23 protein-coding genes and 1 pseudogene are annotated in these 22048 nt (G+C 69.0%); 12 read left to right on the top strand and 12 right to left on the bottom strand.

The window, feature by feature from the left end; all coding sequences use genetic code 11:
- Positions 1-32 precede the first annotated feature (32 nt).
- Together ACI79W_RS17155 and ACI79W_RS17150 are read left to right on the top strand one after the other, a co-directional pair.
- The gene (locus ACI79W_RS17155; protein WP_456563294.1) at positions 33-1484 is read left to right on the top strand and encodes an esterase; all 1452 of its coding nucleotides are present in this window, start codon (positions 33-35) and stop codon (positions 1482-1484) included.
- 125 nt (positions 1485-1609) lie between these two features.
- A complete protein-coding gene (locus tag ACI79W_RS17150) occupies positions 1610-2860 on the top strand; it encodes an MFS transporter (RefSeq protein ID WP_456563293.1) in 1251 nt (416 codons plus the stop codon).
- 10 nt (positions 2861-2870) lie between these two features.
- Here the strand turns inward: ACI79W_RS17150 and ACI79W_RS17145 are convergent, their stop codons facing one another.
- A complete protein-coding gene (locus tag ACI79W_RS17145) occupies positions 2871-3533 on the bottom strand; it encodes a hypothetical protein (protein ID WP_456563292.1) in 663 nt (220 codons plus the stop codon).
- 382 nt (positions 3534-3915) lie between these two features.
- On the opposite strand from ACI79W_RS17145, the gene ACI79W_RS17140 reads away from it, so the two are divergent.
- Both ACI79W_RS17140 and ACI79W_RS17135 read left to right on the top strand, forming a co-directional pair.
- Positions 3916-4812, top strand: a complete 897-nt coding sequence (locus tag ACI79W_RS17140) for an SDR family NAD(P)-dependent oxidoreductase (RefSeq protein ID WP_456563291.1) — start codon at positions 3916-3918, stop codon at positions 4810-4812.
- Between the two features lie 94 nt (positions 4813-4906).
- Positions 4907-5419: a GtrA family protein gene (locus ACI79W_RS17135; RefSeq protein WP_456563290.1), complete on the top strand. Its 513-nt coding sequence runs from the start codon at positions 4907-4909 to the stop codon at positions 5417-5419.
- Here ACI79W_RS17135 and codB read toward each other — a convergent pair.
- Both codB and ACI79W_RS17125 read right to left on the bottom strand, forming a co-directional pair.
- A complete protein-coding gene (gene codB, locus ACI79W_RS17130) occupies positions 5403-6734 on the bottom strand; it encodes a cytosine permease (RefSeq protein ID WP_456563289.1) in 1332 nt (443 codons plus the stop codon). The genes ACI79W_RS17135 and codB overlap by 17 nt on opposite strands.
- Positions 6731-7213, bottom strand: coding sequence for a nucleoside deaminase (locus tag ACI79W_RS17125; protein WP_456563288.1), 483 nt, complete (start codon positions 7211-7213; stop codon positions 6731-6733). The genes codB and ACI79W_RS17125 overlap by 4 nt, the downstream gene beginning before the upstream one ends.
- A 309-nt stretch (positions 7214-7522) precedes the next feature.
- Between ACI79W_RS17125 and ACI79W_RS17120 the strand changes: the two genes are divergently transcribed.
- The 5 genes from ACI79W_RS17120 to ACI79W_RS17100 all read left to right on the top strand — a co-directional run bounded on the left by ACI79W_RS17120 (position 7523) and on the right by ACI79W_RS17100 (position 11064).
- Positions 7523-7732 carry a hypothetical protein gene (locus ACI79W_RS17120; RefSeq protein ID WP_456563287.1) on the top strand — a complete coding sequence of 70 codons (210 nt, stop codon included), beginning with the start codon at positions 7523-7525 and terminating at the stop codon, positions 7730-7732.
- 145 nt (positions 7733-7877) lie between these two features.
- Complete coding sequence (locus ACI79W_RS17115) at positions 7878-8519, top strand: ATPase, T2SS/T4P/T4SS family (RefSeq protein ID WP_456563286.1); 642 nt, start codon at positions 7878-7880, stop codon at positions 8517-8519.
- Positions 8520-8898: 379 nt separating this feature from the next.
- A complete protein-coding gene (locus ACI79W_RS17110) occupies positions 8899-10083 on the top strand; it encodes a hypothetical protein (protein WP_456563285.1) in 1185 nt (394 codons plus the stop codon).
- 275 nt (positions 10084-10358) lie between these two features.
- Entirely contained in the window at positions 10359-10871 is a 513-nt protein-coding gene (locus tag ACI79W_RS17105) for a hypothetical protein (RefSeq protein ID WP_456563284.1), read from the top strand.
- Positions 10864-11064, top strand: a complete 201-nt coding sequence (locus ACI79W_RS17100) for a hypothetical protein (RefSeq protein WP_456563283.1) — start codon at positions 10864-10866, stop codon at positions 11062-11064. The genes ACI79W_RS17105 and ACI79W_RS17100 overlap by 8 nt, the downstream gene beginning before the upstream one ends.
- Positions 11065-11095: 31 nt before the next feature.
- Here the strand turns inward: ACI79W_RS17100 and ACI79W_RS17095 are convergent, their stop codons facing one another.
- The 3 genes from ACI79W_RS17095 to ACI79W_RS17085 all read right to left on the bottom strand — a co-directional run bounded on the left by ACI79W_RS17095 (position 11096) and on the right by ACI79W_RS17085 (position 14759).
- The gene (locus tag ACI79W_RS17095; protein ID WP_456563337.1) at positions 11096-11560 is read right to left on the bottom strand and encodes a class F sortase; all 465 of its coding nucleotides are present in this window, start codon (positions 11558-11560) and stop codon (positions 11096-11098) included.
- A 412-nt stretch (positions 11561-11972) separates the two neighbouring features.
- On the bottom strand, positions 11973-12389 hold the full coding sequence (locus tag ACI79W_RS17090; RefSeq protein ID WP_456563282.1) for a hypothetical protein: 417 nt from the start codon (positions 12387-12389) through the stop codon (positions 11973-11975).
- Positions 12390-12893: 504 nt separating this feature from the next.
- Positions 12894-14759: a GmrSD restriction endonuclease domain-containing protein gene (locus ACI79W_RS17085; protein ID WP_456563281.1), complete on the bottom strand. Its 1866-nt coding sequence runs from the start codon at positions 14757-14759 to the stop codon at positions 12894-12896.
- A 445-nt stretch (positions 14760-15204) separates the two neighbouring features.
- Between ACI79W_RS17085 and ACI79W_RS17080 the strand changes: the two genes are divergently transcribed.
- Positions 15205-16092, top strand: a complete 888-nt coding sequence (locus ACI79W_RS17080) for a hypothetical protein (protein ID WP_456563280.1) — start codon at positions 15205-15207, stop codon at positions 16090-16092.
- Positions 16093-16236: 144 nt separating this feature from the next.
- Here ACI79W_RS17080 and ACI79W_RS17075 read toward each other — a convergent pair whose 3' ends face one another.
- Positions 16237-16713: a hypothetical protein gene (locus ACI79W_RS17075; protein ID WP_456563279.1), complete on the bottom strand. Its 477-nt coding sequence runs from the start codon at positions 16711-16713 to the stop codon at positions 16237-16239.
- A 40-nt stretch (positions 16714-16753) separates the two neighbouring features.
- Here ACI79W_RS17075 and ACI79W_RS17070 point away from each other — a divergent pair.
- Positions 16754-16954, top strand: a pseudogene (locus ACI79W_RS17070) (ATPase, T2SS/T4P/T4SS family); the annotation flags it as partial.
- Between the two features lie 67 nt (positions 16955-17021).
- On the opposite strand, the gene ACI79W_RS17065 reads toward ACI79W_RS17070, so the two are convergent.
- From ACI79W_RS17065 to ACI79W_RS17055, 3 genes are all read right to left on the bottom strand, one after another.
- Positions 17022-17387, bottom strand: a complete 366-nt coding sequence (locus tag ACI79W_RS17065; RefSeq protein WP_456563340.1) for a hypothetical protein — start codon at positions 17385-17387, stop codon at positions 17022-17024.
- Between the two features lie 262 nt (positions 17388-17649).
- Positions 17650-18222, bottom strand: coding sequence for an HGGxSTG domain-containing protein (locus tag ACI79W_RS17060; RefSeq protein WP_456563278.1), 573 nt, complete (start codon positions 18220-18222; stop codon positions 17650-17652).
- Positions 18223-18360: 138 nt separating this feature from the next.
- On the bottom strand, positions 18361-19902 hold the full coding sequence (locus ACI79W_RS17055) for a major capsid protein (RefSeq protein WP_456563277.1): 1542 nt from the start codon (positions 19900-19902) through the stop codon (positions 18361-18363).
- A gap of 163 nt (positions 19903-20065) precedes the next feature.
- On the opposite strand from ACI79W_RS17055, the gene ACI79W_RS17050 reads away from it, so the two are divergent.
- Positions 20066-20665, top strand: a complete 600-nt coding sequence (locus ACI79W_RS17050) for a hypothetical protein (RefSeq protein WP_456563276.1) — start codon at positions 20066-20068, stop codon at positions 20663-20665.
- 182 nt (positions 20666-20847) lie between these two features.
- Here ACI79W_RS17050 and ACI79W_RS17045 read toward each other — a convergent pair whose 3' ends face one another.
- Entirely contained in the window at positions 20848-21483 is a 636-nt protein-coding gene (locus ACI79W_RS17045) for a recombinase family protein (protein WP_456563275.1), read from the bottom strand.
- Positions 21480-21800, bottom strand: coding sequence for a hypothetical protein (locus ACI79W_RS17040; protein WP_456563274.1), 321 nt, complete (start codon positions 21798-21800; stop codon positions 21480-21482). Before ACI79W_RS17040 ends, ACI79W_RS17045 begins: the two co-directional genes overlap by 4 nt.
- Positions 21801-22048: the final 248 nt, after the last annotated feature.

Genomic DNA, 22048 nt, shown 5'->3' with positions numbered 1-22048 from the left:
GCGCAGCACAGTGTCGACGAAGGAGTCGCATCTTGTCCCTGCACCGCAACCGGTTGGTCCCCCTCGCCGTCGCCGCAGGCGTCGGCCTCGGGACGTTCACCCTCGGGGGCTCGGCCCTCGCCGCCCCCCAGTCGTCGAACCCTGAATGGCAGCCGGTCCAGCAGTCCCCGAAGGAGCCGGTCTACAACCTCCGTTGGACGGTCGCCGACCCCCGGTACGACTACGTGAACGGGGGGCAGGGCGCGGAGTTCGTGCCGCTCACCGACGAGGCCGGCAACCCGATCAGCAAGGTGCTCTACGGCATCGACCGCGGCTCCGCCTACCGCATCGAGGTGCCGCTGGACTGGAACGGCGACGTCGTCTTCTGGGAGCACGGCTACCGCGGCACCGGCACCACCGTCTACGTCAGCGACCCGAGCTACGACCTGCGGCGCACCTACATCGAGAACGGTTTCGCCTGGGCGGCGTCGTCCTACGGCGAGAACCGGTACGACATCGAGGCCGGCGCGCTCGCCACCGAGCGGCTCGCGCAGGTCTTCGACGCGCGCGTCGGGAAGGCGGACCGGCGCTACCTGCAGGGCGTCTCGATGGGCGGGCACGTCATCGGCACGCTGCTCGAGCGCGACCGCGGCGTCGAGTGGGACGGCGCGGCGCCGATGTGCGGCGTCATGGGGGACTACGAGCTCTACGACTTCTTCCTCGACTACAACCTGCTGGCGCAGACCCTCTCCGGGGTCGACGCCTACCCGTTCCCGTCGCAGGCGGAGTACTTCTCGCAGGCCGTGCCGCAGTTCAAGGCCGCGCTCGGTACCCCGACCACGCCGACCCCGGTGTACTCGGGTCTCACCGAGGAGGGCGAGGTGTTCCGCGACAACATCACGGCGATCACCGGTGGCGAGCGCCCCGGCGACGACGAGGCATTCGGCTACTGGGAGGGCCAGAACTTCGTCTACGGCGTCGTGACCAACGAGCCCAGCGGGCTCGGCGGTGTGCTGCCGGGCGCGGTGTGGATGAACGCCGACCAGGACTACCCGGTGGACCACACGTTCGAGGACGGCAGCACGCTCGACCAGCGCATCGAGCGGGTGGCGCCGGCGCCGAAGACCCGGTCGACGTACCTGTCGGTGCCCGTGCCCCCGATCACCGGTGACATCGACGTCCCGGTGCTCTCCTCGCACACGCTCGGCGACTACTACGTCCCGTTCTCGATGGAGCAGTACTACGCCCGCGACGTCGCCGCGCAGGGCAACGCGGAGCTGCTCGTGCAGCGGCCGATCCGGGCCGCGGGGCACTGCGAGTACACCCCCGAGGAGGCGGCGTCCCAGTTCCTCGACCTCGTCGACTGGGTGGAGGACGGCGTGAAGCCGGCCGGCGCCTCGGTGCTCGACCCCGAGGTCGTCGCCGACCCGGACTACGGGTGCGAGTTCACCACCCCGGTGCGCACCGGTACGCGCGTCTTCTACGAGGAGTGCCCGACCCCGTAGGCCTCTCCTGACGCACCACCGCACGACCTGAGGGCCCTCCTCCCCACCCGGGGAGGAGGGCCCTCGGACGTCCACGCCGGACCCGGGTGGCCGGCATCGGGCGGCGCTGCCTAGATTGCACGGAAGTGGACGGCGGAGGAGAACCGGAGCCCGGGCCCGCCGCACCCCGCCCCTCCCGTCGGCTGGTCACCGATCCGGTCTTCGGTCCCTACTGGGCCGGCAAGCTGCTGGCCAACGTCGGCATCTGGATCCAGAACATCGCCAGCGCCGCGCTGGTCTGGCAGCTCACCGCGTCGGCGTTCCTCGTCGGGCTCGTGAGCTTCGCGCAGTTCGTGCCGCAGCTGGTGCTGACCCCGCTGAGCGGTGCGATGGCCGACCGGGGCAGCCCCCGCCGGCAGATCCTGCTCGGCCGGGCGCTGTGCACGCTCGGTGCCTCGATCCTCTGCGGCTGGGTGCTGCTGACCCCCGACGTCTCCGACGTACCGGCGTGGGTCGTCATGGTCACCGCGCTGGTGGTCGGGCTCGGGTTCTCCGTCGGCGGGCCGGCGATGCAGGCGCTGCTGCCGTCGCTGGTGCGGCCCGGAGAGGTGGCCCGGGCCGTCGCGCTGGACAACCTCACCTTCTCGGTGGGCCGGGCGGTCGGCCCGGCGGTGGGCGGCGTGGTCGCCGCCACCGCGGGCTACGGCGTCGCCTTCGGGCTCGCCGCCGTCGGCCACCTGGTCTTCCTCCTCGCGGTGTTCCGGCTGCGGACGCCGGGCGCCGCCACCGCGCCCGGTCCGCGGCTGTCGGTGATCGCCGGGGTGCGCTACCTGCGCACCGACCCGGTGGTGGGGGTCCTGCTGCTCGGCGTCACCGCGGTGGGCATCGGCGCCGACCCGGCCGTGACCCTGGGCCCCTCGCTGGCGGACGTCCTCGGCGGCGGCCCGGAGCTGGTCGGCGTGCTGGCCTCGGCCTTCGGGGCGGGTGCCTTCCTGGGCTTCTTCGCGCAGGTGGCGCTGATCCGCTGGCTCGACCACGCCCAGCTGGCCACGACCGGGCTGGTGCTGCTCGCCGGCTCGGCGGTGGGCCTCGCGGCGAGCTGGGACGTGCCCTCCGCCGTCGCCGCCTTCGTCGTCGGGGGCGTCGGCCTGACGCTCGCGATGAACGGCATCACGACGCTGCTCTACGACCGCGTGCCGCGGGAGTACATCGGCCGGATCATGGCCCTCTGGCTCATGGGCTTCGTCGGGTCGCGGCCGCTGGCCGCCGCGCTCAACGGGGCGCTGGCCGACCTGCTGTCCGTCGGCGCGGCCCTGGTGGTGACGGCGGTGATGGTGCTCGGCGCGGCCGTGGTGTGCCGCCCCTCGGTGCTGCGCCGCCCCGTGCCCGGGAGCTGAGCGGCGGCGGTCAGCGGGCGCGAGCGTCCCGGGCCAGGACGAGTGAGGTCACGACCAGCCACAGGCCGCCGAACACGAGGCCGAGCAGCCCGGACGGTCCGACGGGCGTCAGGGCGACGAGCAGCGGCACGAGGGTCGCCGCGCTGAACCAGCCGAACCAGCGGGGGAAGGTGCCGGAGCCGAACCCGGCGACCACCACCGCGAGCACCATGACCAGCGAGGGCACGGCCGCGGTGCGCGCGCTCTCCCAGCCCGTGGTGAGCAGCACCTGCGCCGCGGCGCCGTTGCCGAGGTGGGCCGCGGTGGCCAGGCCGATCCCGTCGGAGGCGAAGGACAGCCAGTGGACGGCGGCGAGGACCGCGCCGGCGGCCCCCACGACGGCCACCGGCCCCGACGCCATCCGCAGCCGCTGCCAGAGGGGGCCGGCGAAGACGGCGGCGAGCACCGCGCCCACCGACAGCAGGGCGGCGCCCGCCCGCAGGGCACCGACGTGGTCCTGCATGCGCGCCACGAGGACGTCCGGCGCCATCGTGGGGTCGATCCCCGCGCCGCCCAGGTCACCCAGCGAGGCCCCCGCGTAGGCGGCGATCACGGAGGCCGCCCCGGCCAGCGGTGCCAGCCGGCGGAGGACGCCGGTGGGGTGGCCCTGCACGGTGGCGGTGCCTGGGGTCATGCCTGCTCCCTCGTGAGCGCTCGGCGCCTGCGTCTGCGGTCGCAGCACTGTGCAGCACCCGCCGCTCGCCCGCAAGGAGTCGTGCAGCCGTGCCGTGCGGAGCGAGCCTCCGAGGGGAGCGCTGGAAGCCGGGGGTCAGTGCCTCTTGCCGCGGGCGACGATCTCCGGCGGTGGCGTCGGGGCGCCCGATCGACTTGCCGCTGGCCTTGGTCATCGACTGTCGCTACGCCCTGTCACGTGCTCCGACGCTGCGGTGCTCCACGCCGTCGCCGATCGCTCCCACCGCCCGCGTCCGCTGAGCGGGGGCTGGTCGCTACCCGGCGCGACCGGGAGGCTGTTCCGTGCACGTGGGTCCAGGGCAGCGTGCGGTCAGGGGTGGGCCATGCAGCGGGTCGCGATCGTGACCGGCGGGACCTCGGGGATCGGCCGCGCCCTGGGCGCGGCGCTGGTGCGCCGCGGGGACCGCGTCGTCCTCACCGGCACGGACGGCGCGAGAGCGGCACGGGTCGCCGAGGAGCTCACCGGCGTGGGTCCGGGACGGGCCTCCGCGGCGGCGGTGGACGTGCGGGACGGGGCGGCGGTCGCCGCGCTGGTGACCGGCATCGTCGAGCAGCAGGGCCGGCTGGACCTCCTGGTCAACAACGCCGGCGTCGGGATCGGCGGCCCGGTCGAGGAGCTCGACTTGGCGCACTGGGACCGTGCCATCGACGTCAACCTGCGGGGCGTGGTCCACGGGGTGCAGGCCGCCTACCCGGTGATGCTCCGGCAGGGGTGCGGGCACATCGTCAACGTCGCCTCCGTGGCCGGCCTGCTGCCCAACCCCGGGTTCACCCCCTACGCGTCGACGAAGTGGGCGGTGGTCGGGCTGTCGCTGTCGCTGCGTGGTGAGGCCGCTGCCCACGGCGTGCGCGTCAGCGTGGTGTGCCCCGGCGGGGTGGACACCCCGATGCTGGACAAGGGCATGGCCTCCGACCTGCCGCGCGTGCCGACGGTGGAGGCCGCCGACGTCCGTGCAGTCATCACCGAGCTCAGCGGCGGGCACCTCTACAGCGCCGACGCCCTGGCCACCGATGTGCTGCGCGGCGTGGATCGCAACCGGGCGATCATCGTCGCGCCCCGGCAGGCCCGGATCGCGTGGCGGCTGATGCGCCTCTCACCCGCGCTGCTGGTGCGCTTCACTGCCGCGACGACGACCTTCCGCGACGCGGGGACCGGACCGACCGAAGGAGCGGGCACCGCTCAGCCGGTCGACCTGTCACGGGGAGACGGCGCCGGATGATCCGGCAGGACATGGTCATCAGGGCACCGGAACCAGGGTCCGGCCAGGGTCCTCCCCGATGTGCCGGCAGGGCCCGACCGCGGATGCTCGAGGCATGGCAGCAGCGGTCCTCGAGCGCTCCCCGGTCATCCGGGCCGACATCGGCACCGAGGGCCGACCCCTGCCGGTCGCAGCGTGGCTGCGGAGCGACCGGACGCCGGCCCAGTTCACCCGGTTCGCGCTCGTCGGTGGCTCGGCCAACCTCGTCTACCTGGGGCTGTTCCTGCTCCTCGCCGTACTGGGCGACCAGGCGGCCAACCTCGGGGGCGTCGTGGTCTCGACCGCCGTCGCCAACGAGCTGCACCGCCGGCTGACCTTCCGCGCCGCTCACCGCGCAGGCTGGGCGACGACGCAGTGGGCAGGTGGGGGGCTGGCGCTCGCGGGGCTGGTGGCCACCAGCCTGGCGCTGGCCGCGCTCGAACCGTGGACCGCCTCGGCCGGTCCGCTGGGGGCGGTGGCCGTGGTGTGGACGGTGACCGCGGCCGTGGGGCTCACCCGGTTCGTGGGGCTGCGGTGGGCGGTCGGCGGCGGTGCCGACCGGACCCGGGCCGTCACCGCCGGGTGCTGACCCCGTTCATGGGCGCCGCCGGTTCCTGCGCCGGGCGCCGTCCCCACTGGACGGCGACGACGGCTGCCACCGCGACGAGGACGCCGACGACCGGCGGGATGAACCAGCCGGCCTCGTTGCTCCACCAGGCGGCCACCGCGGCGACGACGTAGGCGCCGAGGTTGCGCCACTCGAACGCGGGCAGCGTCGACGCACCGGGCATGCCGCCCCGCCAGCGGGCGAGGAAGTCACCGATGACGACGCCGCCGAGCGGCGGGATCAGGATGCCCAGCCAGACCAGGTACTCGATGAGGTTGTCGTAGATGCCGGTGATCGCCAGCAGCGTGCCCAGGACGACGCCGCCGATGACGAACGGCTTCTTCGACCGCGAATTGGCGATCTCCGCGCCCGCGACGCCGAAGTTGTAGGCGGTGTTGTCGTTGGTGGTCCACAGGTTGGCGACCAGGAACACCAGCCCCCAGCCGACCAGCCCCAGCTGGTAGAGGACGAGGACGAAGTCGCCCTCGCCGAAGGAGATGGCCCCGATCGCGCCGAACCCGAGCATGAGGAGCTCGCCGATCAGGAAGGCGACGACGCAGGCCCAGAAGCCGGCCGACGGCGTCCTCGCGAAGCGGGTCCAGTTCGGGGCCTGGGTGCCGCCGGAGGCGAAGGTGCCGACGACGATGGTGACCGCGGCGGCGATCGTCATGGTCGACGCGGGCTCGATGGCGGTCAGGCCGCTCCACCCGCCGACCTCCTCCAGCGACCGCCAGGTCACCCAGCCGGCCAGGATGAGCAGCAGCGGGACGGAGACCACGGACAGGGCGTACATGCCCTTGTAACCGAAGTAGGCGGTGACGCCCATGATCGCGCCGCCGGCCAGCATGAGCGCGATCTCGATGCCCCGGCCCGACCAGTCCAGCGCGCTCGCGGTGAGCCCGGCCAGCGTCGCGACCGTGACGCCGTACCAGCCGACCTGCGTGCCGCCGAGCAGCAGCGAGGCGAACTTGGCGCCCGTGGTGCCGAGCGAGTAGCGGCACATCATCACCGTGGTCAGCCCGGTGCGGGCGCCGATGCCACCGATGGCGGCGACGTACACGCCGAGGACGGCGCTGCCGAGCAGGAGCACCCAGATCAGCGTGCCGACCTCGAAGGCGGCCCCGATCTGGGCACCGGCGAGCATCGTCGGGGTGAAGAAGGTGAAGCCCAGCAGCACGATCGCCAGCGAGAACAGCGACTTGCGCGCGTGCTGGGGGACCGGGTCGATGGGGTAGTCGGGGTCGACCTCACCGGCCACCTGCGCGACGTCGTCCCGACTGCTGGTGCTGCTGCTCATCTGCCGGCCTCCTGCTCGTCTTCGCCGATGTCCTCGTTCCACAGGCGCGGGTTCGCGGCGATGAAGTCGGTCATCATCTGCACGCACTCGGGGTCGTCGAGGACCAGGACCTCGACGCCGTTCTCACGCAGCCACTCGTGGCCGCCGGTGAAGGTGCGCGACTCACCCACGACGAGGCGTGAGATGCCGAACTGGCGCACCAGCCCGCTGCAGTACCAGCAGGGCGAGAGGGTGGTGACCATCGTCGTGCCGCGGTAGGTCGCCTGGCGCCCGGCGTTACGGAAGGCGTCGGTCTCACCGTGCACCGACGGGTCGTCGTCCTGCACCCGCCGGTTGTGCCCGCGGCCGAGGACGGTGCCGTCCGGCCCGATGAGGGCGCCGCCGATCGGGATGCCACCCTCGGCCAGCCCGGCCCGGGCCTCCTCGATCGCGACCGCCAGCCACTGCCGGGCGGTCTGCTCGTCCAATGGGACCGTCATGCCCTGCTCACCCCGTTCCGGTCGGCGTGGTGCCGAACCATGGCAGGGACGGTGCCCGCCGTCCATGACCTCCTCGTTCCCATCTGGTCACGACTGGGCATCGGTGCGCCTCCGCCGTCCCACAGCTTCGGGCGCGCGGCGGTCGGGGCCTGCCTGCTCGAAAGCGTGGCGGAGCACCCCGGCAGCCCTGACCACTGGAGCAGCGCCCGCCGAGGTCGGCCACATCCCGGAAGGTCGGAGGGACGCCGCACGACTGCGCGAACTGCAGGCGCCGCTCCAGCAGCGCTACCGCGACGACCCGCCGTCGGCGTGCGCGCGATGGAGGCGCACGCGGAGTTCGCCGACCCGGGCATCACCGGCACGGTGCGGACCTGGTCGGGGCCGGCGCAGGTGGACACCGACGCCGCCGCCGACGACGCGGCGCTGGCGAAGCGCGCCCAGCTCACCGAGCGGTACTGCGTGGTGGCGCAGTCGCTGGCCGCACCGCCTCAGCTCGCGGTGCGCCGCGCCGCCGGCTGACGCGTCCAGGTTCACCCAGCCGGGTGTTCATGGCCCCGATCGGGCCGTGGTCTGTCCACAGATCGCCTGACGTCACCCCATCGGACGGGCCCGTTTCCTTGCAGTCCCCGCGATTCGACTGCTCGCGGTTCGACGGGGGATGGGCGTGCCGACTGCTCTGGACGTCGTGGACGGTGAGGTCCGCGAGCTGATCCGCCGGCGTGGGCTGGACCCGTTCACCGACCCGGGCCCGGTGCGGCTGCTGGTGCGCGACGTCGTCGCCGACTACTCCGAGCGCTCGCTGACCTCGGCGCTGCCGCCGATCGGTGACGTCGAGTCCGTGGTGCGCGACGTGCTGGACCGGGTGGCCGGCTTCGGGCCGCTGCAGCGCTACCTGGACGACCCGGAGGTCGAGGAGATCTGGGTCAACGAGCCCGGCCGGGTGTTCGTCGCCCGGCGGGGCCGCAGCGAGCTGACGACGACGATCCTCGCGCCCGGTGAGCTGGCCGACCTGGTCGAGCGGATGCTGCGCACGTCGGGTCGACGGATCGACATGTCGACCCCGTTCGTGGACGCGATGATGCCCGACGGCTCCCGGCTGCACGTCGTCATCCCCGACATCACCCGTCGGCACATGGCCGTCAACATCCGCAAGTTCGTGCTCCAGGCCTACTCGCTGGACGAGCTGGTCGCGCTCGGCACGCTGACCGCGCAGGCCGCCCGCTTCCTCGAGGCTGCGGTCGCCGCCGGGCTCAACATCCTGGTGTCCGGCGGCACCCAGGCCGGCAAGACGACGCTCCATATCTAGACTCATAGACATGTGTCCTGCCAGACACAAGCCGAGACGGGGCGTGGGATCGGGAGCACCCCAGGGGACCCGGATTCCGTCCTCGCCCTACCGCGGGGGTCACGCAATGCGAGCGCAAGTTAGTCGCTCTTGGGAGAGACAACTGACCCTTGCATCGCTAGGTTGATTCGCCACGGCACTCTTCCCGTCTCCGGAGACTGTGATGCCTAGACCTCCCTCGAGCGGCGCCAACCCTAACGCGGGACAACCGCGCCGTTCCTCGGTCGCTGGGCGGCGGCGCCAAGGCCGGCACAGTGAGCGGGCTACCGCCGCCGAAGCAAAAGACAAGGGCGGTCTTTTCGGGGAAGGGTCAGTCCGCTTTTGGACTGTTGTAGCGGGCTTGGCTGCGATCGTAGGGCTCATTTTCGGCGCCGTTCAACTCTGGCCGAAGACCACGCGCTTAGAGGTGGAGCGTTTCGCTGTACAGGACCCCACGTCGGTGGATGCTCAACTGGTCGACATCACAGGAGCGACGCCTCCTAGTGAGGGGCAGGTCGACTCGAACACGATCGACATTACTCTCCGGAACGAAGGCGATGAGGCTGCCTTCGTCTCTCAGATCGAGTTCAATATTCTTTACGCCAAGCAGATGGAGGACTGTCAAGGCATCGGCGGGGAGGTCCGCGCATCAGCTAACTACTCGGTCAAATTCCCTACCAATATTCCTGAGTTCCCATACCCGATGACGAAAGACGTCAGTTACGAGGTAGCTGCTCGCGATGTCGATCGCATGACCCTAACGGTAGGACCCGAGGAGCAGTCGGTCTCCTCCAAGGTGCCCTGGGTGTACGTAGTCGAGGTAGCGCTTCGTTATGACGAGGCGAAGGTCCTATCCGCAGGCACCGCTGCCCTACTGGCCCGTCCCGGTGAGGGCATGGAGCACCTGAACGTAGGAATCGAAATAGGAGACTGGGATTGCATAGAAGCCAATAAGTCCATCCTTGATGCAGCATTCGACTACCCTGCCTCGCGTTCCGCCGAACTGGAGGAACTGACTCTGGCATTCACCGAGGCGCTTGGAGGTGTCGGAGGTGCCGAAAGTGCGCCGGCGGAGAGTGTGGCGAGCGCCACTTCTGTGGCGCCGGAAGAGGCGTGTGCTCGCGGAGAAGGTCAAGGTGTTTACGTTGCAGAGGTCTGTTATACCTACACTGAACGGGAATTGACAGCTCGCTTCATTCTGTCTGGAGATCCCGTTGCGCGGCAAACGTTCCTCGTGATGCGAATCAGCCAAGCAGATGGTCAGGTTCCACTCCGCTGGCCGGCGATGTTTTTCGGGGATCAGTGGGGTATTGGGTTTATACGCGAAGATGACTCAAGTGCAGAGCTCAAGGGAAACGGTTGTGGCCCGTGCACCATATTTGGGACTTATCAGCAAGTCGAGTTCACCACCCCTACCGGTACTGACCTAACGGCGGACACCCTGCTGATCACTACGGAGGTTTATGAAGTTGTCGATCCAAGCAACCCCACTTTGGTTTCCGCAGTGGACGGCGGCGAAAGCCTGACGGTGCGGCGCCAAGGATAGATAGTCGGGCCGAGACCGCGTCCAGGACAGCCGGATCCTTCGTGAACCGGAGTCCCGACGTGCCCACTCGCGACGAGGAAGCAGACGCGCTGCACACCTAGCCACTGCGACACGAGGAAAGTGGCTGTCCCTGGGGGCGCACTCGCGACGAGCTGCCTCGCGTCAACCCTGAACAGTGGACGGGTGGGTGCCCGGGACTCTCATGCCGACGCGCCGAAACCGTCGGGCGCTCTGGTTCCGCGGGCCGACCAAGCGCCTCCAGTAACCTGCCGCACATGTCGGGCGGCTGGTGGGCCACGGTGATAGCTGTCGTAGCCGGGCTCGCCACGTGGTTCGGTCACTGGCTGTCCTTGAAGGGACTGAAGCAAGCGCAAGCGCGGTGGGAAGCCGAGCAAAAGCGCATCAGGCAGGAGCACAGTGACGAGCGAGCGCGTGCGGAGGCCACCCGCACGGACGACTGGTCCCGCTGGCTTGCCGACAAGACTTCGACCGAAAAGATCTGGCACCGCGAGCGGTCACTCGAACTAATGGACAAAGCAATCAATCGCTCATGTTCAACGAACTCCTCTGAAGTGCCTGTAGGCCTTGCGCAACTCTATGCTCTCGTCACGGGGCATATGGTCCAGAAGGAAGATGCCGCCTTCATAGAAACGGTGGCCCGTTCACTGCTTCCTGAGCACCTAATCGAGCAGGCCGCTAAACGACGGCAAGAGGATGTTCGCCGCAGTGGAGGCCCGCGATGGGAGTCCCTCAAGATGCAATCGGCAAGGCGGTGGTCCGATGAGTGAAGATCCGCTGATCGTCGATGAGCAACAGGTGGCGGCAGCGAACCTGATACTTGCATTGGATCGCCTGCTGGACCGGGAGTCGAACCCTGGAGTCGAACGGATTGCACGCGCTCCCACCGAGTTGGAACTCGCTATGGAGATCGAGATGAAGGAGCAGGAGATCGAGCAAGAGGAGCCCGGAATAGAGCTGTGATCCGTTTGCGAACGAGTGGAGGTGGGATGCCTTAGCTGGCACCAGTGAGACTGGCGTAGACGATGACGTTGTTGAGGTAGTCCCCCGTGTCTTCGTCGAACGCTCCACCGCAGGTGATGAGCCGCAGGCCAGCGTGGTCGATGTCGCCGTAGACGTGCTCGGTCGGGAAGTCGTCCTTGGCGTGCTCCTCGACCCGGTCGACGCGGAAGGTCGCGGCGGTACCGTCGGCGCGGTCAATGACGACGGTGTCGCCCGGGAGTAACTCACGCAGCCCGTGGAAAGCTCCCGGCTCGCCCTCCCAGTCGACGTGGCCGGCGAGGACGGCGGGTCCGAGGTGTCCGGGTGTGGGGCTGCCGTCGTACCAGCCCACCGGATAGGCGCCGGACGGGACCTCCATGGAGCCGTCCCGCTCCAAGCCAAGCTCGATGATCCGAGAGGTCACTCCAAGAGCCGGGATCTGGATCCGGACGGGAGTACTGGCCGGTAGTTGCAGCATCTCGGAGGCTTCGATGGCCGTCGCCGAGGAGGGTGCAGGCGCACTCGTCGTCGCAGAGACCGGCGGCGCGACGATGGTGAGTGGGGCGTCTAGTCGGGCGGAGTCGGCCGCGTCCTGAGGCAGAAGAGCGATCGACGCTATGCCTGCGACGGTGAGCAGAGCGGAAGTGCACGCCCAGACCCGTGCGGCGCGAGGCGGGGCTGACCGGACCGCGTGGCGAGTTGGTTCTCCGTAGCGGGTGACTCGTGGTGGCCGGGCGAGCAGAATCTCTAAGTCGGCGTCGGTCACCGACGTCGCCACCGCAGGCGGCGGTGGCGGGGGGTATGACCCGACGATGCGCACCGCGCCGCCCGCCCCGGTCCCTATCGAACCGGGGCGGGCGGTGCGTGCGCGATGGTGCACGTCTGGACGGTCAGACGGTCGCGCGGGAGCTGCGCCGTGCCGCGAAGGCGGCTCCACCGGCGGCGGTCAGCGCGACGCCGCCCAGGACGTAGGGAAGCGCGCTGGCGTCGCTAGACGAGCTGCCGTCGCCGGCGGCCACGGCCCCCGCCGGACGGCTGGTCACCTGGCCCGTGGTGCCGAGTGCCACGGCGCTGGTGACGGTCCCCGAGCTGGCGACGTAGTCGTGGTCCTCGCAGGCCTGACCGTCGTCGTCGCGGTCCAGCTGGTTCGGGTCGCTCGGGTTGGCGTTGTAAACAGCCTGGGCGTCCGCCTGCGAGACGAAGTCCGGGCAGTTGTAGAGATCGGCGGCGTTCGCCGTGCCGGTGAAGCCGATGGACAGGGCCGCGGTGAAGAGGACACCAGCAGCGGCGGTGGTACGACGGCGCATGATTCAAGCTCCATGATCTGTGGGCTGAGGCGGCTATCACCCTTGCACAGCGGAGTCGTTCCGATACCGCTCGTGGCGGTGGCGCTTGCGCCCATACTTAGCCGATCATTCAGCAACCTTCGCTAGTCGTGCTCACATAGGTCTCATCCGTCCCGCAGACCGCGACACCAGGTGCGCAACAGCCTCAACTCCACGGAGGCGGCGTTCCGTGCCCATGGAGAACCCGGCACCCGGCGCTCCAACGCCCAACGGTGCCACGACCGGTAGAGCGCCTCGATGTGCCCGGTCTCACGCGCTGGAGAGTGGCGGCCGGCGAGGTGGCCGGCGTCAGTCTGGACGAGTTCGTCCCGACCCTTACCCTTTCGGAGCCCGCCGCAAATGCGATAGCGCTCGACGTACCTCGCACCCTCTGGCGCCGGCGCAACAGACGTCCACGTGGCTCATGCCAATTCGGACGACGGTGTCCGTGGCGTGCCGGGGTCATTCAGCCGCGAGACAAGCCTCCTAGTTCTCGCAGCCGACCCCGTCTCCGTCACGGTCGAGCTTGCTCGAGTATCCCGGTTGGCCGGCGTAAATGGGCGCGGCGCCTGCCGCCCTGACCGCGTCGCAGTTTGCGTACGAGGTACTGACCGGGGGCGCCGGAGCAGGGGCCGGCGCAGGCGCGGGCGCGGGGGCGGGTGCCGGTGCGGGCGCGGGTTGAGGCGCTGGGCGAGGTGCGGGTGCTGGCGCAACGACGACGGGAGCCGATTCTGGTTCAGGGGCCGGTGCCGGTGCCGGCGCCTTCTCCGGAAGCTGAGCGACGACGCCGCCGGGAAGGGGCTCGTCAGGGCAGGTGCTCAGGATCGTGGCGATTGCGTTCTTCTCCGCCTGCGTCATCCACAATCCATAGCTGACCTTAACCGCCACCTGGCGCGCCACGTAGGCGCACCGATACCCGCGGTTGGGTGGCAGCCAGGTTGCGGCGTCCCCGTCGCCCTTCTGCATGTTCAGCGGACCATCGACGGCCAGCAGGTTCAGCGGGTCGTTGTAGAACGCGACACGGCGGTTGGCGTCCCACGCCTGGGCGCCCTTCTGCCAGGCGTCGGAGACCGCGACGACGTGATCGATCTGCACGTCGCTACTTGTGGTCTGTCCGCGCTGGAACGCGATGGCCCGACCCGAATACGGATCGGCAAGAGTGCCGGTGAGCACGACGCAGTTGCGGGTACCCGGCTTGAACACATCGGCGGTGAGGTCGCGGGCGAGGATGTCATTCCGGGTGTCGCAGCCATTGCGGTCGGTGTCGCCCCAGCCGGAGCCGAACAGGTCCCGGTCGTATCCAGTCTTCGGCGCCCGACCCTTGACCTCGATCGCGGCCAGAGCCGCAAGGGCGGAGGTAGAGGCCGCTCCCTCGATGGCCGCGTTCGACGCGTCGTCCGGCAACAGGCCGGTACCGAAGTCCACCCGACCTTGCAGTGCGGAGACTTCCCTGCTTTCGACCTCGGCCAGCGACGCCTCGGCGGCGAGGATGTCCTCTTCCGAAGGCGACGAGGGCCTGGCCGGTGCAGAGGACGTCGAGGTTGCAGCCGCACCCTGACCGACTGGTTTGGTCGGTGTGGGTGTCGGTGTAAGCGCGCCACCGATGATGCAAAGGGTGAGTCCCGCGGCGGCAACAGCACTACCAACGCCGCGTCCAGCGATGTGGGCCCAAGAGACCCGACCGCGAACAAGCGCGATTCCGCCGACTACCAGGGTGGCCAGGCCTGTCAGTCCTAGGGCAGCGCCGATCTCTCCAGACAGCGCTAGAGCCAGCAGAACAACCAGAGCACACGCCACACCGATGATCAGCTTGCGCGGAATCGGTGACGCCGTACTCACTGCGGCCCTCGCCGGCGCGATGGCGCGCGGTGGCGATGACGGGACGTAGCCGGCCACGGCTTGCCTTTCCCAGGGCGCCCGGGGCTTGGTCCTCGGGGGGCTACTTGAGGACGCCGTAGCACCGCCGTGCGGGACTGCGCTTGGCGATTGCATCGATCGGGAGGTGTCGGAGGCGGGCGAGGCAACGAACGCCGCCAGCACGTCGTGCTCCACCGTCCCCAGCGGGAACTGAACGTCGCGCTTGGTGATCACAGCGCCTGGCAGCGACTCGGCGAACGCCCGCAGATTCTTGCCTGCCGCGGTCAGGCGGTTGGCGTCGAGATAGAGCGTGACTGAGCCGGTCGGCGATGCGCCATCGGCGATCAAGCGCAGATACTTGGCCTGGCCGCTCCCCGCGGGTGGCACCAACTTGTAGCCCAGGCGCAGCGCTTGCTCGGCCGCTCGGCGCATCCGAGTGTGTCCGTGCTTGGCCTCGTGGTACGTCAAGATCGCGGCAACAGCCGGGTCGAACACCGTGGACCCCCGTCCGCCACGGCTCGCGGCCCACACCGTCGCGGGTCAGAACAGTTCACAAACCTGGCAGCGAAGTCTGCCTCAGCCCGGCCCGGCGCGGAAGCCCCCGATCGAAGGCTGGTTCCCCATCCGTCCCGGCCGCTACATCTGCCTCCCCCGTGGTGGCACTCCCTGCGTCGCCTAGTGCATTGTCTCGGCACTGAGCGGGGCTAACGGCAGGAGTGACATGGGATTCTCGGTGAAGATCGCGCCTGGCGTTCGTGTGCGCGCCTCAAGTCGGGGGGTTCGGACGAGCATCGGTCCCCGAGCGGCACGGTTGCATGTGGGTGGTGGTCGCACCGGGTTCTCCACGGGCGCTGGACCTGTCGGTTACTACACGTCTCTGGGCGGTGGAGGTCGACGTCCGGCCGCACGCCGGCCCTCGGCTGGGTCGTATCAGCGTCAGTTGTCCGTCAGTCCTGCGGCCGCTGCGAAGGCAGAGGAGGCCCAGCGGCTCGCCAAGCTTTTTCAGGCCCTTCTGAGCGTGCACCGGGAGGCATTCGAAGCAGCCCGGCCGCCTGTTGCGCCGCCACCGCCGGCCCCGGACGTAGAAGCCATCCGTGCCCACCATCGCAACGCCGCACTGGCCGGGATTGGGCTGTTCAAGCGACGGGAGCGCGCCGCCGCTCAGGAACAGGCCGACCGAGCCGCGGAGGCAGAATTGCAGGCCCGTTGGGCGGAGGCTCAGCGGATGCAGACGGAGTACCAGGCCGAGCTCGATGCCTGGTGGGCGGCGCTGCTGCACAACGAGCCAGAGACCGTCATTGGCACGCTGGCGGAGGCGTTCGAGGACAACGAGGCGGCCGCAGCGCCTCTGGGCGTCGAGGGGGATGAGCTGTCGATCGTCGTCCTGGTGCCTGACGAGTCCATAGTCCCGGAGCGCCTGCCCGGTAAGACCGCTAGCGGCAATCTCAGCCTTCGGAAGCTCAACAAGGGGGAACGGGCAGCCCTCTACATGGAAGCGGTGATGGGGCATGCCCTGGTCACCATGAAGGAAGCCCTCGCCGTCGCTCCCGGCATTCAGGCGGTCCGGCTTATCGCGCTTCGTCACGCGGGAGATGACGCCTATGGGCGGCCAAGGCTCGACTGCCTGCTTGCCGGGCGATGGACGCGTCGGGCCTTCCAGGGAGTCGCCTGGGCGACAGCCGAGGCCGTCAGGGTTGCCGAGGACACCGCGGCTGAGTTCGTGGTCAAGCTGCGGGCCGGCAAGGAACTGCAGCCGCTAGACCTCAGCACGCAGCCGGAAATTGAACAGCTATTGAAGGTTGTCGATGTCGAGGACTTGATGTCTTAGCCGGGACGGGCTGATTGGTCCGCGCACAGCGCTAGCGGGCTGCTCAACTGCCTCTGCGCCGCCGTCCCGGCCCGGGAGCGGGTGATCACCTGCGAGGAGGTCTTCGAACTAACGGTGACTGTGCCGCTCGTAGGCGCGTGCTGCTCATCCCTGGGGCCGCCGCTCCTCGTCGACCCAGGCTCGCAGGGTCGGGTGGTAATAGTGCCCGTTCAGTGCCCAGAAGTGGGCGACGGCTGACCGCTGCAGGTCTTGCCGGAGTAGTTCACGCCAGTGATCAACTATGTTCCTGGGCAGGACGCCGTAATCCTGGTGTTGGACGGCAACGCTCTCGTACCAGTTGAACAGGCGCGCCAGGGCCCAGTCGATCGATTCACGCTCGACTTCGGTAGCGCTCAAGTTCAGATCGGAATCGAGGAAGGCCGCTCGGTACAGTCCCGGCGTGGTCCGAACCTGGTCCAGCAGCCCGTCGAATTGGGCGACGAGAAGTTGGTAGGTCTGACTAGCGATCGAGCGACGCACCGCCTTGGCTTGGACGCGGACGGCGAGTACAGCCACCAGGACCGCCGCCGCGGTCGAGACGGACGTGATCGCCGCCCAGGTGGTCTCGCTCCACTCCGACACATCATCAGGCTAGAGATGGCGGCCAGATGTGCTGCCCACGATGTCTAACCTGTGCTCTGAGCTTGTGTTCTGGCTGCGGGTGCCGCTGCCCGACGTCGTCTCGATGCAGACCCGCCAGCCCAACCTCGAGGGCGCCGGGGAGATCCCGCTGCGCCGGCTCGTCAAGGAGGCGCTGCGCATGCGGCCCTCCCGGATCGTCGTCGGCGAGGTGCGGCAGGAGGAGTGCCTGGACCTGTCGCAGTCGTCTCGAACGAATACCGCCCTACGCACACCGTCGCGGTGTTTCTCCTGGCCAGGGCGGCGTCGGGTCACGCGATCATCGGCGGCTGCGAACTACCCCGCCTCGGCATCCCATGGGCCGCCGCGGCGACGGCCGAGACGGCCAGGATGCCGTCAGTCACCGAGCCGGTCGAGTAGGTCACGTAAACCATGACGACCGCAGACACACTGAACTGCCAAGGCGTAACCCACCAGGGAGAAGGCTCCCCGGACGGGCCAATGCTGAGGCCCCTGGCGTTGATCGCCTTGCGATGGCGGTGTTTCATGAATGACGTCTCCTTGCCCCACCAGGTAGAGACGAGGACGGGCTTCCAGTTGCAGCTGGGAGCCCGTTCTGCTGTCGCAGCCCGGCCTCGCAGCCCGCCTTCGTCTTTCCTTACAGCGATGTCCTTCACCGCTGCTGGAAGCGTATGGCGGGACATGCCCCATGGGGAAACCCCGATACCCATGCTGTCCGGCCCCGCCTGAGGACGACAGCGTGGCGAACGGGTGCGAAACGGCCGCCACTAATGCGCTGACCTAGCTTTATGCGTGCTGTGATATAGCCACGGCGTTGTTTCACGTGGCGAGACGGCAAGGTCTAGTGCTTGCCTGTCGCTCATCGACGCAGTTGTGGAAGTTGTGGAAGACGTAGCGCTCGTCGCCGTTGGCAACCCTTCAGAAGGCAACTGGCTCCGGCAACGCCGAGTCGCTCAAGACCTCTCCGTCTATAGCCTTGGCCTCAGGCTCGTCACTTCCTGTGATCCTCCGTAGGTGACGTGCGACGATCTTCCGCACGTAGGCCGAGCCGGGATCATGGCCGAGGTCCCGCAGGATGCAGGTCAGCGCGAGTTCGAGGCTGTCCACCATTCGCTCGCCGGCCACGGCCTGGCGCTCGTCCAGCTTGTTTCGGACCATCGCGTCGGCCAGCTTCGCCAGATGAGCGCGCTCGGCCGTGTAGACCGCCAGCAGGCTCGGGTCCTGCGGGTGCGCGGCGATCTGCTGCGCCAGCCAGTCGACGTGTCCCTGCGTGCGGTGGAGTTCCTCGGTCAGTGCGTCCAGCGCGGAGATGTTGCGCGGCTGGCCGTAGTGGCGGGCGTCCTTGGTGATGATCGCCTGCGCCCGGACCTCGAGGGCCTTGCGCCGGACCTGCGGTGCGGACCCGCCGTGGATGCGACACCGGGTCGCGCCCCTCACGATCGGCTGTCTACATGAGCCGCCGTCTCGGCGGGTGGCGCCGCAGAGCCGCATCTTGTCGATCGGTGCCTGCCCCGTGGGTAGACGTGTGCGGGGGTCGGTGCCCCCATGCTGCACGCACACTCGCTGGTCAACGATGGCGAGGTACGTGCAGCCGGGCGTTGCGCACCGAGGGTCGAGCCGGCCCATCGGTCAGGCCGCCGTTTCGGCCGCGCGGGCGATCCCGGACGGGGTGACCGCCTGTGAAATGCGGAAGGCCTCCCCGCCGCGGAACAGGACGGCCTCGAACGTCTCCGTGAACGTCATGAAGTCGTTGGCCGCGTTGAGCGTGGAGTCCCGCACGATCCCCAGGTCCAGCGAGCCGCCGTCGAGGAACTGGAAGGCACCGGCCGGGAACATGTAGGAAACGACGCTGCTCGGCCAGTCGTTGACTGCGCCCGGGCTCTGAGCAGAGAACTGCTGCCCGGCCTCACCGTCCATAGACCAGGTGGGGGAGAGGTGGCGTGCGGCGAGGTAGGTGGCCAGCTCGGCGTCGGTGACCCCCACCGTGGCGTCACCCGGCTCCTGCATCGCCAGGTCCGACCGCAGCATGCCTCGCGCCCAGTCGGGGAGGATGAGCTGCAGGGGAGCATCGGCCGGCATCCGCAGCCGGTTGCGCATCCCCGTGGCGGCACGGTCGAGTAGCGGTAGCAGGATCCTGGTCGCGCCTAGATCGCTGTCCGCTCCGGACACCGTCGTGGACAGCGAGCCGATCTGGGTGAGGAGTTGCTGCTCGGCGATGACGGCGTGCGCGGCCATCGCCATGTCGAGCACCCGCTGTACGAACTCCGGGTAGGCCCGCGACATCAAGTTGCCGAAGGTCAGCAGAGTCGTGACCGCCTGGATATTGACGACAACCTCGGTGCCGGGGAGCACACGCAGGCTTGGCTTGCGGACATTGACGTTGGTGCGGGCGTCGACGTCGTTCTCCACGGTCCAGATGCCGACCGAGCCGTTGAGGGTTGCAAGCGTGGGCGGTCGCATGTACCGGACGCCGCCGCGATCGGACGTGAAGTTCGGCAGCGAGCCCTTCACAGGCCGCGCGGTCGACTCGAAGCCGGGCAGCGTGTAGTCGGTGTCCGGGAAGGCGCCGAGTCCACCAGCAGCCGTGATGGCCTTCGGCTCGCCCAGCGTTTGCGCCAGCGCGGAGACGTGCTGCTCGGCAGCCATGGCGAGCGCGGCGGTCACGGCCTCGGAGTCGTTGCTCGCCAGGGTCCGACTCGCACCCCGGTCGACATGCAGCGTCGCCACACGGATCTTGTCGCCGTCTGCACCCCTGGACCCCCGGAAACTGTTGAAGGCACTGGCGAACTCGTGCACGACCCCGGAGTGGTCGTGCAGCTCCATCCCGCTGGCCGTGAGCGCCCGAGCGCTTCCGCCGGAACTGAAGCGGGGGAGTCGGTCGCTAGGGACCGCCGCGCTCGGCCGGATCTGTGGCTCCGTCCGGAACGACGCGAGCACCTGCTCGGCCTCGTGCGCGCGGATCACGTTGTCTTCGCGGCGCTTGACCTCGTTGCGCACGTCTGTCGCTGCGGAAGCCAGGATCTCCAGTTCTTCGAAGCTGTCAGCGCCGTGCACCCGCGACGGGTCGGCGTTCATCTCGTCCGATGTGGCGAGGATGAGTCCGCGCAACTCGTCTATCTCGGTGTCGGAGAGCTCGGTGATCTTCCCGAGCATCTGCTTGAGCCTGTCCATCAGGCGCTCCTCTGTGCGTGATCACGTGGTGATCGACTCGCACATCGGGAGGGCCGCCACGGCGCGGTATGCGCGCCGCCGGATCACCGCTGCTGCCCTCGCACAAGGCGCCAGGCCGTCGTTCAGTGTTGATCGTAACGAGCGGCACGGGTAAAGCAGCGGCATGACCGAGTGGGATCCCCCAGTGGACGACCTCGACGATGATGAGGACGCCGAATCTCCGATGGAGGCCATGCGACGGCAAGCCGTGGCCTCTGACGCGTTCCGTTACCGCGGGCCAGTAGAGAGCAGTGATCAGCTCGCCGCGGCCGCCGCGGAGTCCCCGAAGAGCAAGAAGCCCAAGGAGCCGATGCTCAAGCAGTGGCTCGTCCAGGTCATCGTCCTGGAGGACGCCGACGTGAACCCGAACGCCACCGTGGCAAACGCGAGGGACCACGTCTGGACCAGGTACGGCAACGCTGGTGGCCGGTTCCATGTGACGCGAGCCGACGCAGGAAAGGTTATGTGGCAAGAAGCGGGGGAGGACGAAGCCGAGTTCGATCAGCTTCGCTTCGTCTGTGACTATGTGGCCAAGGGAGCCAACGCAGATGATGCAAAGAAGAGACTCGTTAGAGAGTTGAAAAGTACCGGCATTACGGTTCTGAACGTCGATGTGACGGAAACGGCGTCTCTCCGGGCCGCCGAGCCGTATGCCGTGCCCGAGGATCTCCCGTCGCTTACAGAGCTGCGCCAGATCGTGGACTCCCATGCCGGGGACGAGTAGATCGGAGAAGTCGAGTCCATGTCTCAGCAGGGCGGGCCGCTGCGCGCTTTTCCGTCATTGGGACGGGCTGGGTGGCTCCGCCTGGCGGGTCTTCCATGATCCGCGACTTCGCCCGCTGCGCGATTTGTCGCGGCGGGCGTTGTCGTGCGCCGAGAGGGGCGCTCAGGCGCCTGGCGTGCGGGTCATGCGGCTCGGTTGAGGACGGCTCGGACGGTGGCCGGGTACCAACGGGCTCCGCCCCTGGCGGTGGGCACACCTTCCTCGTTGAACCTCTCGGCGATCGCCGCCAGGGTGGCGCCCTGGTCCCGGAGGCTGGCGACGCGCTCAGCGACTTCGGCCGACAGGGAGCGAGGCCGGCCGAGTCGAACACCCTTGTCCCTGGCGGCAGCAAGGCCGTCCTTCGTGCGCTGCCCGATCATGCGGCGCTCCAGCTGGGCAGCGGCGCACATGATCGTCGCCACGAACTCGCCCGTAGGGCTGGACAGGTCCAAGCCGATGTCGAGGACCACGAGGTTCCAGCCCTGGTCCTTGGCCCTGGCGACCAGCGCGGCGAAGTCGGCCACCGACCGGGAGACCCGGTCGATCTTGGTCGCCACGATGCCGTCGGCCTGGCTGGACTCGGCCAGGGCGACGGCCTCCGACCAGCCGTTCCGGCCGCTCAGATGCGCCCCTGACGCACCTGCGTCGGTGCACCAAGCGACCACCTGCCAGCCCTTGGCGTCGGCCGTACGCAGGATCTCGGCGCGCTGCGCGTCGATCCCGTGGCCGTCCTCCGCCTGCTCGCGCGTCGACACTCGGGTGTAGGCGACGACCTTCACGCGACGACCTTGAAGGTGATCTTGCAGCTGTCGGCGTCGCGGTCGAAGCGGCGGATCTGCAGCTTGACGCCGATCTCGCGGGCAGCCTTGTGCAGCTGGCCTGCAACGACGCCGCTCTCGTTCGCGTGCTTGCGGCCGTCGAACGGCTTGAGGCTGAACCGGTCGGGGAGTTCCCGGCGCTTGCCGTCCTTGGCAGCTTCGGTGATGAGCTGGACCAGCGCGGGGTCCGCCTGCTGGCGACGCAGGGTCGCCGCGGAGGGGAAGTCGTTGTCGCTCGCCACAGTGGTGCCGGCCGCGATCTTCGCGTAGTCGATCATGGTGACGCCTTCCTGGTTCCTGTTCGGTGGGGTCGCGGGTACTTGATCGCTCAACTACCTGCGATTCGATCGAACCAGGCCGGTGACGCTGTGTAAACAAGACGTTCGATTCGGTTACAGTGGGTGAATCGGTCTTGAGCCGCGCGAACTGGCGGACGGCCTGGCGCCCCCGGGTGTGAGGGCTTCATGTGGCACCCTTAGCTCGCGGCCACGACCTGACGGCCTGTGACGATCTCGTCGCACTGCGC

It is taken from the genome of Blastococcus sp. SYSU DS0533 (genome assembly GCF_054050775.1).
This window is presented reverse-complemented; position numbering and strand designations above follow the sequence as displayed.

What these genes read in the sequence shown, in the direction of transcription:
- codB (WP_456563289.1), bottom strand. Translation starts at nt 6,734, where the DNA reads ATGAGCAGCAGCACCAGCAGTCGGGACGACGTCGCGCAGGTGGCCGGT.
- ACI79W_RS17090 (WP_456563282.1), bottom strand. Translation starts at nt 12,389, where the DNA reads ATGCGCCGTCGTACCACCGCCGCTGCTGGTGTCCTCTTCACCGCGGCC.
- ACI79W_RS17125 (WP_456563288.1), bottom strand. Translation starts at nt 7,213, where the DNA reads ATGACGGTCCCATTGGACGAGCAGACCGCCCGGCAGTGGCTGGCGGTC.
- ACI79W_RS17135 (WP_456563290.1), top strand. Translation starts at nt 4,907, where the DNA reads ATGGCAGCAGCGGTCCTCGAGCGCTCCCCGGTCATCCGGGCCGACATC.
- ACI79W_RS17145 (WP_456563292.1), bottom strand. Translation starts at nt 3,533, where the DNA reads ATGACCCCAGGCACCGCCACCGTGCAGGGCCACCCCACCGGCGTCCTC.
- ACI79W_RS17140 (WP_456563291.1), top strand. Translation starts at nt 3,916, where the DNA reads ATGCAGCGGGTCGCGATCGTGACCGGCGGGACCTCGGGGATCGGCCGC.
- ACI79W_RS17055 (WP_456563277.1), bottom strand. Translation starts at nt 19,902, where the DNA reads ATGGACAGGCTCAAGCAGATGCTCGGGAAGATCACCGAGCTCTCCGAC.
- ACI79W_RS17105 (WP_456563284.1), top strand. Translation starts at nt 10,359, where the DNA reads ATGTCGGGCGGCTGGTGGGCCACGGTGATAGCTGTCGTAGCCGGGCTC.
- ACI79W_RS17050 (WP_456563276.1), top strand. Translation starts at nt 20,066, where the DNA reads ATGACCGAGTGGGATCCCCCAGTGGACGACCTCGACGATGATGAGGAC.
- ACI79W_RS17095 (WP_456563337.1), bottom strand. Translation starts at nt 11,560, where the DNA reads ATGCTGCAACTACCGGCCAGTACTCCCGTCCGGATCCAGATCCCGGCT.
- ACI79W_RS17040 (WP_456563274.1), bottom strand. Translation starts at nt 21,800, where the DNA reads ATGATCGACTACGCGAAGATCGCGGCCGGCACCACTGTGGCGAGCGAC.
- ACI79W_RS17060 (WP_456563278.1), bottom strand. Translation starts at nt 18,222, where the DNA reads ATGCGGCTCTGCGGCGCCACCCGCCGAGACGGCGGCTCATGTAGACAG.
- ACI79W_RS17100 (WP_456563283.1), top strand. Translation starts at nt 10,864, where the DNA reads ATGAGTGAAGATCCGCTGATCGTCGATGAGCAACAGGTGGCGGCAGCG.